The sequence below is a fragment of the Agromyces sp. NPDC052230 genome, assembly GCF_040679595.1.
In the GTDB taxonomy this organism is placed as follows: Bacteria; Actinomycetota; Actinomycetes; order Actinomycetales; family Microbacteriaceae; genus Agromyces.
The window spans coordinates 870,824-884,639 of the sequence record NZ_JBFAVC010000001.1 but is presented as its reverse complement, the minus strand read 5'-3'; the positions used below and the strand labels follow the sequence as shown (position 1 = coordinate 884,639).

The following is a 13,816-nucleotide window of genomic DNA, read 5'->3' as shown; positions in this document are numbered from 1 at the left end:
CTCTCGCCATGGCCTACGACATCGCGCGCATCCGTTCGCTGTTCCCCTCCCTCGAGAGCGGCTGGGCGCACTTCGACGGGCCAGGGGGCACGCAGACGCCGCGTGAAGTGGGCGACGCCGTGGCATCCGTGCTCACCGGTCCGTTGTCGAACCGGGGCACGATCGGCGAGTCCGAGGAACGGGCCGAGGCCGCCGTGCACGGGTTCAGGTTCGCCATGGCCGACCTCCTCGACGCGCACCCGCGCGGCATCGTGCACGGCCGCAGCGCGACCCAGCTCGTCTACGACTTCTCGCGGCACCTCTCGGGCGAGTGGAACGCCGGCGACGAGGTCGTCGTCACGCGACTCGACCATGACGCCAACGTGCGCCCGTGGGTGCAGGCAGCCGAGCACGCCGGAGCGATCGTGCGCTGGGCCGACTTCGACCCCGAGACCGGCGAACTGCCGACGGAGGCCGTGACCGCCCTGCTCTCCGAGCGCACGCGCATCGTCGCCGTGACCGCCGCGTCGAACCTGATCGGCACGATGCCCGACGTGCCGGCCATCGCGGCCGCCGCGCACAACGTGGGCGCGCTCGTGTTCGTCGACGGCGTGCATTCGACCGCCCACGAGCTCCCCGACGTCGCGCGGCTCGGCAGCGACTTCTTCGTGTGCTCGCCCTACAAGTTCCTCGGACCGCACTGCGGCGTGCTCGCCGCCCGGCCCGACCTGCTCGAGACGATCATGCCCGACAAGCTGCTGCCCGCGACGAACGTGGTGCCCGAGCGGTTCGAGTTCGGCACGCTCCCGTACGAGCTGCTCGCGGGCGTGACCGCTGCCGTCGAGGTGCTCGCGGGCCTCGATCCCGATGCCGCCGACGCGGCGTCGTCGCGCCGAGCGCGCCTCGCGGCGTCGTACGCCGCACTGCACGCGCACGAGGAGGGCCTCCGCGTGCAGCTCGAGGAGGGCCTCGCGGCTCTGCCGGGGGTCACCGTGCGGTCGCGTGCGGCGAAGCGCACGCCCACGCTGCTCGCGACGTTCGCGGGGCACGCGGCATCCGACGTGACGCGGTCGCTCGGCGAACGCAAGGTGCTCGCCCCCTCGAGCAACTTCTACGCGATCGAGGCGTCGCGACACCTGGGACTCGGCGATGCGGGCGGCCTGCGCATGGGGCTTGCGCCCTACACGGATGCCACCGATGTCCAACGTCTGCTCGACGGGCTCGCCGCCGCCCTCGCGCACTGAGAGCCCGCGATTTTCGGACGCGTACCACGCCCGCTCCGACCCGCCCGAGGTCAGCCCCCATAGGCTGGGGCTCATGACTCTCGCCGACACCGCTGCCGAACTCCGCCGCCTCTACGCCGCACCCGAGCTTCTCCAAGTCGTGAACGTGTGGGACGTCGTGAGCGCACGAGCCATCGCCACACTTCCCGAGACGCGGGCCCTGGCCACCGCGGGCCACTCGATCGCCGCGACGTTCGGGTATCGCGATGGGGAGATCCCGGGCGACCTCATGCTCGACATGGTCGGCCGCATCGCGGCAGCCGTCGACGTGCCCGTCACCGCCGACCTCGACGGCGGCTACGACGATGCGGGCGAGACCGTGCGCCGTGCCATCGGGGTGGGCGTCGTGGGGGCGAACATCGAAGACCAGTTGAAGCCGCTCGCCGAGTCGGTCGCCGCGGTCGAGGCGATCGTCGCCGCCGCCGACGCGGAGGGCGTGCCGTTCGCATTGAACGCCCGCACCGACGCATTCGTGCGCGGCAAGGACCGCACGCTCGAGACGAACGTCGCCGACGCCATCGAGCGCGGTCGTGCGTACATCGACGCCGGTGCGACCTGCGTGTTCGTGCCCGGCAACTTCGGAGAAGACGTCGTGGCTCAGCTCGTCGCGGGCATCGGCGAACAGCGCATCAGCCTCATGGGGCTGCCCGACATCCCGGCGCCGGCACGCCTCCAGGAGCTCGGCGTCGCGCGGCTCTCCTACGGTCCCCACCCGCAGCGCGTCGCGCTCGGCGCCCTGCAGGATGTCGCGAGCGACCTCTACGGCGGCGGCGTCCTGCCGAGCGACATCCGACCGCTGAACTGATCGCGGCTGCGGAATCATCCACGTGACGGATGCCCCGTGCCGGTGGCGCTCGCTAGGGTGGCCCTGAGGCGGGTCGACCGCCTGGGCCGGCCGGGGCGCGGCCGTCGCGGCTCTGCTCGCCCCCCGACGTGAGGAGCGCGCATGGCGGGCGGCATCCCGATCGTGATCGAGGGGCTCAGCAAGCAGTTCGGCCCGATCACCGCGGTCGACGACCTCAGCTTCACGGTCGAGCCGGGTCGGGTGACCGGATTCCTCGGTCCGAACGGCGCCGGCAAGACCACGACGTTGCGTGTTCTGCTCGGGCTCGTTCGGGCGAGCGCCGGCACGGCGACGTTCGGCGGCACGGCCTATCACGACCTGCCCAGGCCGCTCGAGACGGTCGGCGCCGCCCTCGAGGCGACCTTCCATCCCGGCCGCACCGCGCGCAACCACCTGAAGGTATACGCGACGGCGTCAGGGCTGCCGACCGAGCGGGTGCAGACGGTTCTCGAGACGGTCGGCATCGCCGAGTTCGCCGACCGCCGGGTCGGCGGGTATTCGCTCGGCATGCGGCAGCGCCTGTCGCTGGCCTACACCCTCATCGGCGACCCGGGCGTGTTCGTGCTCGACGAGCCCATCAACGGTCTCGACCCCGAGGGCATCAAGTGGATCCGCGGGTTCCTGCAGTCCCTCGCCCGCGAGGGCCGCACCGTGCTGGTGAGCTCGCACCTCCTGAGCGAGGTGCAGCAGAGTGTCGACGATGTCGTCATCATCTCGAAGGGGCGCCTCGTGAAGCGGGGCTCCCTCTCGAGCCTCGAGCTCGCCGCGAAGCCGCGCACGATCGTCGACGCTCCCGACCGTGAGAAGCTCTCCGAGGCGCTCGACGAGGCCGGCATGTCGTACACCGAGGGTCGCGGCGGCTTCATCGTCGACGAGCCCGACCCCGGTCGCGTCGGCCACGCCGCCTTCCTCGGGGGCGTCGAACTGAGCGCCCTGCATCGACTGAAATCCGGACTCGAGGAATCGTTCCTCTCACTCGTGGGCGGTGGTGAGGAGTGATGTCGTTCCTCCGCACGATCGCCTCCGAGTTCCAGAAGGTCTTCACGACACGCATGTGGTGGCTGCTCGGCCTGCTGCTCGTCGGCTACGTGCTCGTCCTCGCGGGCGGGTTCGGTGCGTTCCTCGGCTGGGCGGTGCAGAACCCCGAGGCCGCGGCGGAGTCCGGCGGCACCACCGGGCTCCCCGCCGGGTTGGACCTCCCCCCGCTCATCTACACGTTCGCCTCCTCGATCGGGTACGTCTTCCCGGTGCTGCTCGGCGCGCTCGCGGTGACGAGCGAGTTCCGTCACCGCACGCTCACGCCGACGTTCCTCGCCGAGCCGCACCGGTCGGTCGTGCTCGCGGGCAAGTTCGTGTCCCAGTTCGCCCTCGGCGCCGGGCTCGGCGTCGCCGCCTTCGCGACCTCAGTGGGCGCCGGTGCCGCGGCGCTCGCCGCGTTCGGGCTCGAGACCGGACTCGACCAGAGCGACACGTGGGCGCTCATCGGTCGCGGCGTGCTCGCCATGGCGCTCTGGGGAGCGATCGGCGTCGGCCTCGGAGCCCTCGTGCCCAATCAGGTCGCGGCGATCGTGATCGTGATCGCCTTCACGCAGTTCGTCGAGCCGATCCTGCGGCTCGCAGCGTCGTTCAGCGAGGTCACCGCGAACATCGGAAGGTTTCTCCCCGGAGCCGCGAGCGACGCCCTCGTCGGCTCCTCGATCTACACGATGATGCCGATGGGCGGCTCCTCATCGCTCGAATGGTGGCAGGGCGGCCTGGTGTTGCTCGGTCTCGCGGTCGTCGCCACCGTGATCGGCGGCGCCACGACATGGCGACGGGACGTGACGTAACGGTGGACCTCGCCACCCTCCGGTCGCTGCGGCTGCGCGTGCAGGGGCTTCGGGCGCCGGTCGACGCCTCCGCTCCCGAGGTGGTGCGCCGGTTCGTCGCGGTGCAGGCGCAGGAGTTCCTGCCGTCGCAGTGGGGGCTGGCCCAGCGCATCCCCGAAGGTCGGCGACCGGATGCCGCGGCCGTCGCCGCCGCGATCGACGCAGGTGAGATCCTGCGCACGCACGTGCTGCGCCCGACGTGGCACTACGTGCATCCCGCAGACGCCCGGTGGCTCATGGAGCTCTCGGCCGAACGCGTTCACCGGCAGAACGCGCTCTACTACCGCCGCACGGGTGTCGAGGGCGAGGTCGCGGCACACGGACTCGATGTGCTCGCCGAGTCGCTCGCCGGTGGCCATCGCACCCGGGCCGAGCTCGTGTCGGCCCTCGAGAGCGCCGGCACCCCGATGCCGGGCCTCGCCTTCACCTACCTGCTCATGCTCGCGGAGCTCGAGCGCGTGGCGATCAGCGGCGCCAACGCGGGAAAGCAGCGCACGTACGCCGCGTTCGACGAGCGCGTGCCGCCGTCTCCGCCTCGGCCCCGCGATGAGGCGCTCGCCGAGCTGGCCGAGCGCTTCATCGCCTCCCGCGGGCCGGCCACCGCACACGATTTCGCCGCCTGGTCGGGATTCACCCTGACCGACGCCCGGCGCGCGTTCGCCGACGCCGCCGACCGCGCGGGCGGGCAGTTCGAGACGATCGACGTCGAGGGCACGCCGCACCACGTCGACGCGGCATCCGGTGCGTCGGTGACGGATGCCCCGGGCCCGGTCGTCGACCTGCTGCAGGCGTACGACGAATACATCATGGGGTACGCGCCGCCGCGCGACTACCTGTTCCCACCCGGTCGTTCGTCGAACGCGGCTCCGGAGTTCCCGATGCACGCCCTCGTCGTCGACGGTGTGCTCGCCGGCCGGTGGGCGCCCGTGGTCGCCGCGCGCACGGCAACGGTGAAGCTGGCGCCGTGGCGCGAGTTCTCACCCGTTGAGGAACGCGCGCTCGCGGCATCCGTCGCCGAGGTCGAGCGGTTCCTCGGTACGCCGGTCACCGTCGACCGCGCCCCGGTGGTCGAGTAGCGCCGCCGTGGTCGAGTAGCGAGCCGGCGAGCGCACCGAGACCCCCGCCCGCTACGATCGCGCCATGGCCGTCATCGCGAGCATCTTCGTCGCCCTCGCCGCGCTCCTGCACGGCTACATCTTCCTCATGGAGAGCGTGTGGTGGACCCGACCGGCGACGTGGAAACGATTCGGCGTCGCCGACCAGGCGCAGGCCGACGCGACGAAGCCCATGGCCTACAACCAGGGGTTCTACAACCTGTTCCTCGGCCTCGGCGCGGCGATCGGGCTCGTGCTGTACTGGGCGGGTGTCGACACCGTGGGCACGACGCTCGTGCTGTTCACCACCGCCTGCATGGTGCTCGCCGCAGCGGTGCTCACCACGACCGGCCGCGGCTTCATCAGGCCCGCGCTCATCCAGGGCACGCTGCCGCTCATCGGGTTCGTGCTGTTCCTGTTCGTCTGACAGGCGTTACTCGGACACCGCTTCGGATTCGGGCTCGTCGGTCAGCTTCAGCCGGTCGATGAGCGTCGCGGCGTGATTCGTGCTCAGGATGATGCGCGTGAACTCGCCGGCGTTCAGCTCGAGTACGACCGCCTGGCGCTTGCCCTTGATGATGACGAAGTCCGAACCTCCGTGGTACTTCCAGACCCCCACAGCCACGACGAGCGGAATCTCGGTGCCCCGCCGGCGGATGCCGCGGACCCACACCCACGGATCGTCGGCGATCGTCGCCGAGCGGATGTCATCGCGCTGCACCACGATGTCGTCGGAGCGCAGCGCGAGCGACTTCTCGGCCGGGGTGAGGTGAACCTCGATCCGGTCGTTGTGCACGCGAAGGTGGGACATGGTTCCATCCTGCCCGAGCCGACCGTCACGCGCGGAGTGGCGGAACCCACAATGGGATAACGGTTTTCGAGGGTCGCGGGCGGCGTTCAGGCCGGGCGGGCGGATGCCACGGCACGTGCCGCAGCCGGAAGCGCGTCGAGCACCCGACCGATCGCCGCGTCATCGTGCGCTGCGGTCACGAACCACGCCTCGAAGACCGACGGCGGCAACGAGACGCCGGCGTCGAGCATCGCGTGGAAGAACGGCGGATACCGCCACGCCTCCTGTCGCTGCACGGCGGCGTAGTCGCGGACCTCGTCGGATGCCGCGTCCGCACCGAACACGAAGCTGAAGAGGTTGCCCGCGCGTTGCACCCGGTGGGCGACGCCTTCGGCCGAGAGTGCATCGGCGACGGCGGCGCTGATCGTCTCGGCGACGGCGTCGAGGCGCGCGTAGACCGAGGCATCCGCCGCCTTGAGGGTCGCGACGCCCGCGGCGACCGCGACCGGGTTCCCCGAGAGCGTGCCCGCCTGGTAGACGGGGCCGACCGGAGCGAGCTGCTGCATGATCTCGGCACGACCGCCGAGCGCGGCAACGGGCATGCCGCCGCCGATGACCTTGCCGAACGTCATGAGGTCGGGCGTGTACGCGGCCGCCTCGTGCTGGGCCTCGAGCCCCCACCAGCCGGCGGCCGACACGCGGAAGCCCGTGAGCACCTCGTCGGAGATCACGAGCGCGCCGTGCTGGTGCGCAAGGTCGACGAGCGCGCGGTTGAAGCCCGGCGCGGGCGGCACGACGCCCATGTTCGCGGCGGCGGCCTCGACGATGACCGCGGCGATGCGCTCGCCGTGCTCGGCGAAGACCAGGCGCAGCGCGCCGAGGTCGTTGTAGGGCACGACGAGCGTGAGCGCGGCGATGGCGGCGGGGACGCCGGCCGAGCCGGGCAGGGCGAACGTCGCGAGGCCCGACCCGGCCTCGGCGAGGAGCCCGTCGGAGTGACCGTGGTAGTGACCGGCGAACTTCACGAGCACGTCGCGTCCGGTGAAGCCGCGGGCCAGGCGGATGGCGCTCATGGTCGCCTCCGTGCCCGTCGACACGAGGCGGAGCTGCTCGACCGGCGCCACGCGCCGTTCGACGAGTTCGGCGAGCTCGGTCTCAGCGGGCGTCGACGAGCCGAACGAGAGACCCAGGCGTGCGGCATCCGTCACCGCCTCGACGACCCGGGGATCGGCGTGGCCGAGGATCGCCGGACCCCAGCCCGCGACGAGGTCGACGTACTCGCGGCCCTCGGCGTCGGTCACGTACGGTCCGTGGGCCGAGACGAGGAAGCGCGGCGTGCCGCCGACCGAGCGGAAGGCACGCACGGGCGAGTTGACGCCGCCCGGGATGGCCGCCTGCGCGCGTGCGAAGAGCTCGTCGTTCGTCGCTCCCGTTGATCGAGTCGGCCGCGAAGCAGCCGTATCGAGATCCGTCATCGGTCGATCCCCTCTCGGATCCAGCCGGCGAGCTCGGTGGCCCAGTAGGTGAGCACGACGTCGGCCCCGGCACGACGGATGCCGCGCACCGACTCGATGACGGCGCGCTTGCGGTCGATCCAGCCGTGCGCGGCGGCCGCCTCGATCATGGCGTACTCGCCGGACACCTGGTAGGCCCACACCGGCACCTCGGACGCCGCGGCCACGTCGGCCAGCACGTCGAGGTAGCTGCCGGCGGGCTTCACCATGACGATGTCCGCGCCCTCCTCGATATCGATCATCGCTTCACGCAACCCCTCACGCCGGTTACCCGGGTCGAGCTGGTACGAGCGGCGGTCGCCCTCGAGGGTCGACTCGACGGCGTCGCGGAACGGGCCGTAGTAGGCCGACGCGTACTTCGCCGAGTACGCGAGGATCGCGACCTCCGTGAAGTCCTGGTCGTCGAGGGCCGTGCGCACCGCGGCGACCTGGCCGTCCATCATTCCCGACAGGCCGAGGAGCTCCGAGCCCGCACGAGCCTGCTCGAGGGCCATCGCCGTGTAGCGCACGAGCGTGGCGTCGTTGTCGACGCGGCCTCGGTCGTCGAGCACACCGCAGTGGCCGTGGTCGGTGAACTCGTCGAGGCACAGGTCGGTCTGCACGAGCAGACGGCCGGCGGATGCCTCGACCGCGACCCGGGTGGCCACGTTGAGGATGCCGTCGGGGTCGGTCGCTCCGGAACCGCGCGCGTCTCGCTGCTCGGGAACGCCGAACAGCATCACGCCGCCGACTCCCGCGGCCGCGGCATCCGCCACCGCCTCGGGAAGGCTCTCGAGCGAGTGCTGCACGACGCCCGGCATCGACGCGATGGGCACGGGAGCGCTCACACCCTCGCGCACGAAGATCGGCAGCACGAGCTCGGCCGGGTGGAGGCGGGTCTCGGAGACGAGGCGGCGCATCGCGGGAGTCTCCCGGAGGCGGCGCGGTCGGACGCGGGGCAGGGGCGCGGAACTCACCCGAACAGCCTACGCGCGGCCGGCTGGACGGACGCCGCGCGCATCTCTCAGGCGTGCGCGGTCGCGGCCTCGACCACGGCGTCGATGAGCGACTCGGCGGTGCGCTCGCGCGCGACCACGTCGACGCGAAGACCCACCTTCGCGGCATCCTTCTTGGTCTGCGGACCGATCGCCGCGACGAGCGTCGTCTCGGGCATCGGCCCGAGCTGCTGCTGCACCTGCTCGGCCACGCTTCCGGATGTCACGAGCACGGCGTTCACGCGCCCGGCGCGCACGTCTTCGACGACCTTCGGAGCAACGGGCACGCCGATCGTGCGGTAGGCGACGACCGCCTCGACCTGGTGACCCGCGCGCGCGAGGCCGACCGAGAGGATCTGCTTCGCGATCGCGGAGCGGAGGGCGAGCACGCGGAGCCCGCGCTGGCCGTCGGTTGCGGCCTCCCACTCCTCGAGCAGGCCCCGGGCCGAGTTGTCCTCGGAGGGCACGATGTCGGCCTTGTATCCGGCGGCCACGAGAGCTGCCGCGGTGGTCTCACCCACGGCGGCGACCTTCGTGGACGCCGGGATGACGGCGCCGTACGACGAGAGCACGTCGACCGTCGTCGCGCTCGTCACCGTGACCCAGTCGAACTCGCCGGCGGCGAGCTTCGCGAGTGCCGCCTCGAGGGCAGGCTGGTCGTCGGTGGGCGCGAAGTTGATGAGCGGCGCCACGATCGGCGTCGCTCCCCTGGCGCGGAGCGCGGCGGCGACGCCGTCGCCCCAGGGCCCGCCGCGCGGCACGAGCACGCGCCAGCCCGCGAGCGGCTTGCTCGAGTCGTAGTACGGCAGGCCGATCGCGCCCGTCATCTCGAATTCGCTCATCGCGACTCCCCAGGTGGTGCAAGTTGGGCGGCGCCATTGCCGAGGAGTTCCGCGACGACCCGATCGGCGACGTCGCGTGCCGCATCCGCCAGATCGGCGGCCGAGCGGCTGTCGGGGGTCGCGGCATGCGAGCTCGTCAGTCTGCGCGTCCCGTCGGCACTGTACACGTTCGCACTGAGGAACAGAAGTTCGTCGTCCACGAACGCGGTCACGCCGACCGGTGCCGCGCACCCGGCTTCGAGCCCGGCGAGCACGAGACGCTCGGCGAGCGCGGTGGCTCGGCTGGTGCCGTGGTCGATCGCCTCGAGCGCCCGTTCCAGCGCGCGCTCGCCTCGCTCGCGACGGACCTCGATGGCGAGGGCGCCCTGGCCGGCCGCAGTGGGCCAGTCTTCGAGCGGGAGGAGCTCGGTCGCGGCATCCGCTCGCCCGAGCCGGCCGAGTCCGGCCGCGGCGAGCAGCACCGCGTCGAGTTCGCCCGATTCGACCTTTCCGAGTCGGGTGTCGATGTTGCCGCGAAGGTCGACCGGCGTCACGTCGGGCCGCGCGGCGAGCAACTGGGCGATGCGGCGGGGCGAACCGGTGCCGACGCGGGCGCCCTCGGGCAGGGTCTCGAGCGTGAGTCCGTCGCGGGCGCAGAGCGCGTCGCGGGCGTCCGCCCGCTTCGGAATCGCGCCGAGACGGAGGCCCGGGTGCTCGGCGGTGGGGAGGTCTTTCAGGGAATGCACCACCACGTCGCATTCGCCCCGGAGGAGCGCCTCGCGCAGCGCTGCAGCGAACACTCCAGTGCCGCCGAGCGACGCCAGCGACGCACGCGACGTGTCGCCCTCGGTGGTCACGGGCACGAGCTCGATCTCCGCCCCGGCGGCCTTCGCGATACGCTCGGCGACCTGCCGGGTCTGCGCCATCGCGAGGGCGCTGGCGCGGGTGCCGACGCGGATCGTGCCCGTCATGGTGGTCACGGCGCGATCCCCGCCAGCGCCGGCTTGAAGCCGAGTCGGGCGTTCTCGCAGCAGCTCGGACGGCACACGTCGTACCAGGGGCCGAGGTCTGTCAGGTGCGGACGCTCCGCGACGGGCGTGCCGTTCACGCGCTCGAGCACGAGGTCGACGAGCCCCGCGACGTAGGCCGGGTGGGTGCCGGGCGTCGGCACGCGCACGGCGGCGAGGCCGTGCTCCTCCGCCGACTCCATGGCCTCCTCGTCGAGGTCCCACATGACCTCCATGTGGTCGCTCACGAAGCCGAGCGGCACGATCACGACGGCTTTGCGGCCGGCCGCCGGCAGTGCGGCGATCGCGTCGTTCACGTCGGGCTCGAGCCACGGCTGGGTCGGGGGCCCCGAGCGCGACTGGTACACGAGCTGCCACGGCACGTCGGGGATGCCGGCCTCGCGCATGACGACCTCGGCGACCGCACGGTGCTGCGCGGCGTACGCGCCGCCCTCGCCGAAGCCGCGCTCGGCGGGGCCCGACTTCGCGGCATCCGTCGTCGGAATCGAGTGCGTCGCGAAGAGCACCTCGATCTCGGTCGCACGGTCGAAGCCACTGGATGCCTCGAGCTGCGCGATCCCGTCGCGCACGCCCTCGACGAACGGCGTGACGAACCCGGGGTGGTCGAAGAACTGACGCACCTTGTCGATCTGGATGGCGCCCTGACCCTCGCCGAGTCCGGTGTCGGCGAGCGCGTCGGCGAAGTCCTCGCGGTACTGGCGGCAGCTCGAGTACGAGCTGTACGCGCTCGTCGCGATCGCGATGAGCTTCGTGAAGCCCCGCGCCTTCGCTTCGGAAACGGCGTCGTTCAGGTACGGGTCCCAGTTGCGGTTGCCCCAGATGACGGGCAGGTCGACGCCTCGGTTCGCGAGCTCGGCCTCGAGCGCGGCCTTGAGCTGCCGGTTCTGCTCGTTGATGGGGCTGACGCCGCCGAAGTGCCGGTAGTGGTGGGCGACTTCCTCGAGGCGCTCGTCGGGGATGCCGCGACCACGAGTGACATTGCGCAGGAACGGGATGACGTCGTCCTGGCCCTCGGGGCCGCCGAAGCCCGCGAGGAGGATCGCGTCGTACGCGGTCGGCTCCGAGACGTGCTCGGGCCCGGCCTGCGCGGCGGGCGTCGCGCCCGGCACGACCGCGCCCGGTGCGAGGGGTGCGGATGCCGCGGGCGCCGGCTTGCGTCCGCGATGCGTGATGCCCGTGGCATCCGAGTCACCGGCGGTTGCTGCGCCGGCCGAGCCGAGGTTCACGGCCGCCACTACTGCAGCACCTCCACAAGCTCGGCGGTCGAGATGCGACGCCCCGTGTAGAACGGCACCTCTTCGCGGACGTGACGGCGCGCATCGGTTTCGCGCAGGTCGCGCATCAGGTCGACGAGCTCGGTGAGCTGGTCGGACTCGAGCGGCAACAGCCACTCGTAGTCGCCGAGCGAGAACGACGCGACCGTGTTCGCGACGACACCGCGGAACGCGGCACCCTTGCGGCCGTGCTCGGCGAGCATGCGACCGCGCTCCTCGGGTGCGAGCAGGTACCACTCGTAGCTGCGCACGAACGGGTAGATCGTCAGCCACTGCTTGGGCTCGACGCCCCGGAGGAAGCCAGGCACGTGCGACTTGTTGAACTCCGCGTCGCGGTGCACGCCCATGGCGTTCCACGTCGGGAGCAGCGAGCGCAGCAGTCGAGCGCGGCGGAGCTCGCGCAGGGCCCACTGCAGGCCCTCGGCGGTGGCGCCGTGCAGCCACAGCATCACGTCGGCGTCGGCGCGCAGGCCCGAGACGTCGTAGATGCCGCGGAGGGTCACCGCCTCGTTCTCGACGAGCCCGATGATGTCATCGAGCTCGCGCACGAAGCGCGGCACGTCGTGGCCGTCGAGGTCGTCGGGGCGTGCCGGGTCCCGGCGGAGCACGGCGAACACCGTGTAGCCCTCGGGGGACTGCTCGGCGTCGGATTCGGTCTGGAGCGCGTCGGCTGCCGCTTCGGCAGCGGGGGAAGACATACCCCCAGTCTCCCCCTTCCTCCCTGAACGTCCAAAAGCGTTGACGGATGCCGCAGCGAGGCGTATGGGGTCGGCCGGGGCATCCGGACGGCCGAATGAGATGCGAAATGCAGGAGAATCCGCCCCGGACGCTCGTATACGGCCGCATGGACCCGATTCTCCTGCGTTTTTCGCTGCGCGCAGGCTCGGACGGCGCTATCGTCCGAGGAGCAGCGCGGTCGAGTGCTCGAGGTGCTCGCGGATGGCATCGGGCCCACGCGTCTGCACGTCGGCGAGCAGTGCCCGATGCTCTTCGACCAGGCTGGCGAGCGTGTAGTGCGGACGCACGTGCAGGAGGAAGAGCAGCAACTCGCTGCCCAGCGCGGCATGAACCTCCATGATGCGGGGGCTGCGGGATGCCGCGACGAGCGCGCCGTGGAACACCGCGTGGATCCGCTCCGCCTCGAGCCAGTCGACCTCGGCCATGGGCTGCCCCGCGAGCGCCTCGGATCCTGCCTCGCCCGCGTCCCCGAGCGCAGCCATCCGGGCGAGCGCGTCGCGCGCCGGCGCCACCGCCGACTCGGGCCACACCGACCCGTACCGCTCCCCCGCGATGCGCACGGCCTCGACCTCAAGCGCCGCACGCAACTGCTGCAGCGCGATGATCGTGGCCCGATCGAAGCTCGCGACGCGCACGCCGCGATACGGCGCGGCGACGGCCAGCCGCTCGGCGACGAGCCGGTGGAAGGCGGCCCGCACGGTGTGCCGGGACACCCCGAAGCGCTCGGATGCCGCCTCCTCGCGGAGCGGCTCGTCGGACGCCAGCGCGCCGCTCAGGATCTCGGCGCGCAGCGCATCCGTGACGCGGTCGACCGCGGTCGGCGCGTGCCCGGCCGACCGTCGGCCGGTCGGAGCACGGCGCCCGGCGTCGAGCGGCGACATCGCGGCATCCGCTCGATCGCGTTACTTGCCGTCGACGGCGGACCGCACGACGAGCCACACGGTGACGCCGACGACCGCGACGACGCCGACGGCGACCGCCACGGCCACGCCGGGCTGCTCGTCGGCGAACCGGCGGAGCCGCACCTTCGCACGCGCGGTCTTGATGCGCACCTGCTTGGGCACGTTGAGCTTCTCTTCGAGCGCGTTCAGCGTGCGCGCGAACTCGGCGCGCGCACGCTCGGAGTTCACCTTCGCCTCGATGCGCGTGAGGTTGCGTTCGCGCGTCTTGGTGTCGCGCGTGGCCAGCTCGCGGCCGGCGTCAGTCGCGGTCATAGTCGCCCGTCCCCTTCACCATGTCGAGGTCGCGCCGCAGGCTCTCGATCGATTCGAGCGGTTCGCTGCCGCGTTTGAAGTTGAGTACCGCGATGCCCACGAGGATGAGGATGATGAGCAGCAGCACGCCCGACACGATGAGGGCAGCCGCCCAGGCCGGGAGTACGAGCGCGAGCGCGAGGATGCCCGTCGCGATCAGCGTGCCGAGCAGGAAGATGCCGATGAACGCGGCCGCGGCGATCAGCCCCGCGCCGATGCCGAAGTGCTTTGCCTTGTAGCTGAGCTCGGCCTTGACCTGGTCGATCTCGGCGCGGACGAGGTCGGAGACCCGGTCGGGCAACTCCCCGATCAGTGTGAACAGCGAACGTTCGTCATTCGACGGAAGGACCATGTTC

16 protein-coding genes are annotated in these 13,816 nt (G+C 71.8%); 6 read left to right on the top strand and 10 right to left on the bottom strand.

From position 1 onward, the window contains the following. The first annotated feature begins 8 nt into the window (after positions 1-8). The 6 genes from AB0K73_RS04360 to AB0K73_RS04335 all read left to right on the top strand — a co-directional run bounded on the left by AB0K73_RS04360 (position 9) and on the right by AB0K73_RS04335 (position 5,495). Complete coding sequence (locus AB0K73_RS04360) at positions 9-1,223, top strand: cysteine desulfurase-like protein (RefSeq protein WP_360510423.1); 1,215 nt, start codon at positions 9-11, stop codon at positions 1,221-1,223. A 73-nt stretch (positions 1,224-1,296) separates the two neighbouring features. Continuing rightward, positions 1,297-2,067, top strand: a complete 771-nt coding sequence (locus AB0K73_RS04355) for an isocitrate lyase/phosphoenolpyruvate mutase family protein (RefSeq protein WP_360510424.1) — start codon at positions 1,297-1,299, stop codon at positions 2,065-2,067. 141 nt (positions 2,068-2,208) lie between these two features. Then, positions 2,209-3,105: an ATP-binding cassette domain-containing protein gene (locus AB0K73_RS04350; protein ID WP_360510425.1), complete on the top strand. Its 897-nt coding sequence runs from the start codon at positions 2,209-2,211 to the stop codon at positions 3,103-3,105. Continuing rightward, positions 3,105-3,935, top strand: coding sequence for an ABC transporter permease (locus AB0K73_RS04345; RefSeq protein WP_360510426.1), 831 nt, complete (start codon positions 3,105-3,107; stop codon positions 3,933-3,935). Before AB0K73_RS04350 ends, AB0K73_RS04345 begins: the two co-directional genes overlap by 1 nt. A 2-nt stretch (positions 3,936-3,937) precedes the next feature. Next, the gene (locus tag AB0K73_RS04340) at positions 3,938-5,050 is read left to right on the top strand and encodes a winged helix DNA-binding domain-containing protein (protein WP_364774879.1); all 1,113 of its coding nucleotides are present in this window, start codon (positions 3,938-3,940) and stop codon (positions 5,048-5,050) included. 64 nt (positions 5,051-5,114) lie between these two features. Then, on the top strand, positions 5,115-5,495 hold the full coding sequence (locus AB0K73_RS04335) for a DUF1304 domain-containing protein (RefSeq protein ID WP_360510428.1): 381 nt from the start codon (positions 5,115-5,117) through the stop codon (positions 5,493-5,495). 6 nt (positions 5,496-5,501) lie between these two features. On the opposite strand, the gene AB0K73_RS04330 is transcribed toward AB0K73_RS04335, so the two are convergent. From AB0K73_RS04330 to AB0K73_RS04285, 10 genes are all read right to left on the bottom strand, one after another. Continuing rightward, entirely contained in the window at positions 5,502-5,879 is a 378-nt protein-coding gene (locus AB0K73_RS04330; RefSeq protein WP_360510429.1) for a hypothetical protein, read from the bottom strand. Between the two features lie 86 nt (positions 5,880-5,965). Continuing rightward, positions 5,966-7,333, bottom strand: coding sequence for a glutamate-1-semialdehyde 2,1-aminomutase (gene hemL / locus AB0K73_RS04325; RefSeq protein WP_360510430.1), 1,368 nt, complete (start codon positions 7,331-7,333; stop codon positions 5,966-5,968). Further along, positions 7,330-8,313 (bottom strand): porphobilinogen synthase, encoded by a 984-nt coding sequence (gene hemB / locus AB0K73_RS04320; protein ID WP_360511251.1) that lies wholly within the window; start codon positions 8,311-8,313, stop codon positions 7,330-7,332. Before hemB ends, hemL begins: the two co-directional genes overlap by 4 nt. 62 nt (positions 8,314-8,375) lie before the next feature. Beyond that, complete coding sequence (locus AB0K73_RS04315) at positions 8,376-9,188, bottom strand: uroporphyrinogen-III synthase (RefSeq protein ID WP_360510431.1); 813 nt, start codon at positions 9,186-9,188, stop codon at positions 8,376-8,378. Continuing rightward, positions 9,185-10,138 carry a hydroxymethylbilane synthase gene (gene hemC / locus AB0K73_RS04310; protein ID WP_360511253.1) on the bottom strand — a complete coding sequence of 318 codons (954 nt, stop codon included), beginning with the start codon at positions 10,136-10,138 and terminating at the stop codon, positions 9,185-9,187. Before hemC ends, AB0K73_RS04315 begins: the two co-directional genes overlap by 4 nt. A 5-nt stretch (positions 10,139-10,143) precedes the next feature. Further along, positions 10,144-11,304: a ferrochelatase gene (locus tag AB0K73_RS04305; RefSeq protein ID WP_360511255.1), complete on the bottom strand. Its 1,161-nt coding sequence runs from the start codon at positions 11,302-11,304 to the stop codon at positions 10,144-10,146. A 125-nt stretch (positions 11,305-11,429) separates the two neighbouring features. Next, on the bottom strand, positions 11,430-12,167 hold the full coding sequence (gene hemQ, locus AB0K73_RS04300; RefSeq protein ID WP_360510432.1) for a hydrogen peroxide-dependent heme synthase: 738 nt from the start codon (positions 12,165-12,167) through the stop codon (positions 11,430-11,432). Between the two features lie 195 nt (positions 12,168-12,362). After that, positions 12,363-13,088: a GntR family transcriptional regulator gene (locus AB0K73_RS04295; protein ID WP_360510433.1), complete on the bottom strand. Its 726-nt coding sequence runs from the start codon at positions 13,086-13,088 to the stop codon at positions 12,363-12,365. 21 nt (positions 13,089-13,109) lie between these two features. Continuing rightward, positions 13,110-13,421: a DUF3618 domain-containing protein gene (locus tag AB0K73_RS04290; protein ID WP_360510434.1), complete on the bottom strand. Its 312-nt coding sequence runs from the start codon at positions 13,419-13,421 to the stop codon at positions 13,110-13,112. Then, positions 13,408-13,812 (bottom strand): phage holin family protein, encoded by a 405-nt coding sequence (locus AB0K73_RS04285; RefSeq protein WP_360510435.1) that lies wholly within the window; start codon positions 13,810-13,812, stop codon positions 13,408-13,410. Before AB0K73_RS04285 ends, AB0K73_RS04290 begins: the two co-directional genes overlap by 14 nt. Positions 13,813-13,816 lie beyond the last annotated feature (4 nt).

Coding starts and splice junctions, on each gene's coding strand:
- AB0K73_RS04345 (WP_360510426.1), top strand. CDS start 3,105: ATGTCGTTCCTCCGCACGATCGCCTCCGAGTTCCAGAAGGTCTTCACG.
- AB0K73_RS04290 (WP_360510434.1), bottom strand. CDS start 13,421: ATGACCGCGACTGACGCCGGCCGCGAGCTGGCCACGCGCGACACCAAG.
- AB0K73_RS04315 (WP_360510431.1), bottom strand. CDS start 9,188: ATGAGCGAATTCGAGATGACGGGCGCGATCGGCCTGCCGTACTACGAC.
- hemC (WP_360511253.1), bottom strand. CDS start 10,138: ATGACGGGCACGATCCGCGTCGGCACCCGCGCCAGCGCCCTCGCGATG.
- hemL (WP_360510430.1), bottom strand. CDS start 7,333: ATGACGGATCTCGATACGGCTGCTTCGCGGCCGACTCGATCAACGGGA.
- AB0K73_RS04285 (WP_360510435.1), bottom strand. CDS start 13,812: ATGGTCCTTCCGTCGAATGACGAACGTTCGCTGTTCACACTGATCGGG.
- AB0K73_RS04295 (WP_360510433.1), bottom strand. CDS start 13,088: ATGTCGCCGCTCGACGCCGGGCGCCGTGCTCCGACCGGCCGACGGTCG.
- AB0K73_RS04330 (WP_360510429.1), bottom strand. CDS start 5,879: ATGTCCCACCTTCGCGTGCACAACGACCGGATCGAGGTTCACCTCACC.
- AB0K73_RS04355 (WP_360510424.1), top strand. CDS start 1,297: ATGACTCTCGCCGACACCGCTGCCGAACTCCGCCGCCTCTACGCCGCA.
- AB0K73_RS04350 (WP_360510425.1), top strand. CDS start 2,209: ATGGCGGGCGGCATCCCGATCGTGATCGAGGGGCTCAGCAAGCAGTTC.
- hemQ (WP_360510432.1), bottom strand. CDS start 12,167: ATGTCTTCCCCCGCTGCCGAAGCGGCAGCCGACGCGCTCCAGACCGAA.
- AB0K73_RS04360 (WP_360510423.1), top strand. CDS start 9: ATGGCCTACGACATCGCGCGCATCCGTTCGCTGTTCCCCTCCCTCGAG.
- AB0K73_RS04335 (WP_360510428.1), top strand. CDS start 5,115: ATGGCCGTCATCGCGAGCATCTTCGTCGCCCTCGCCGCGCTCCTGCAC.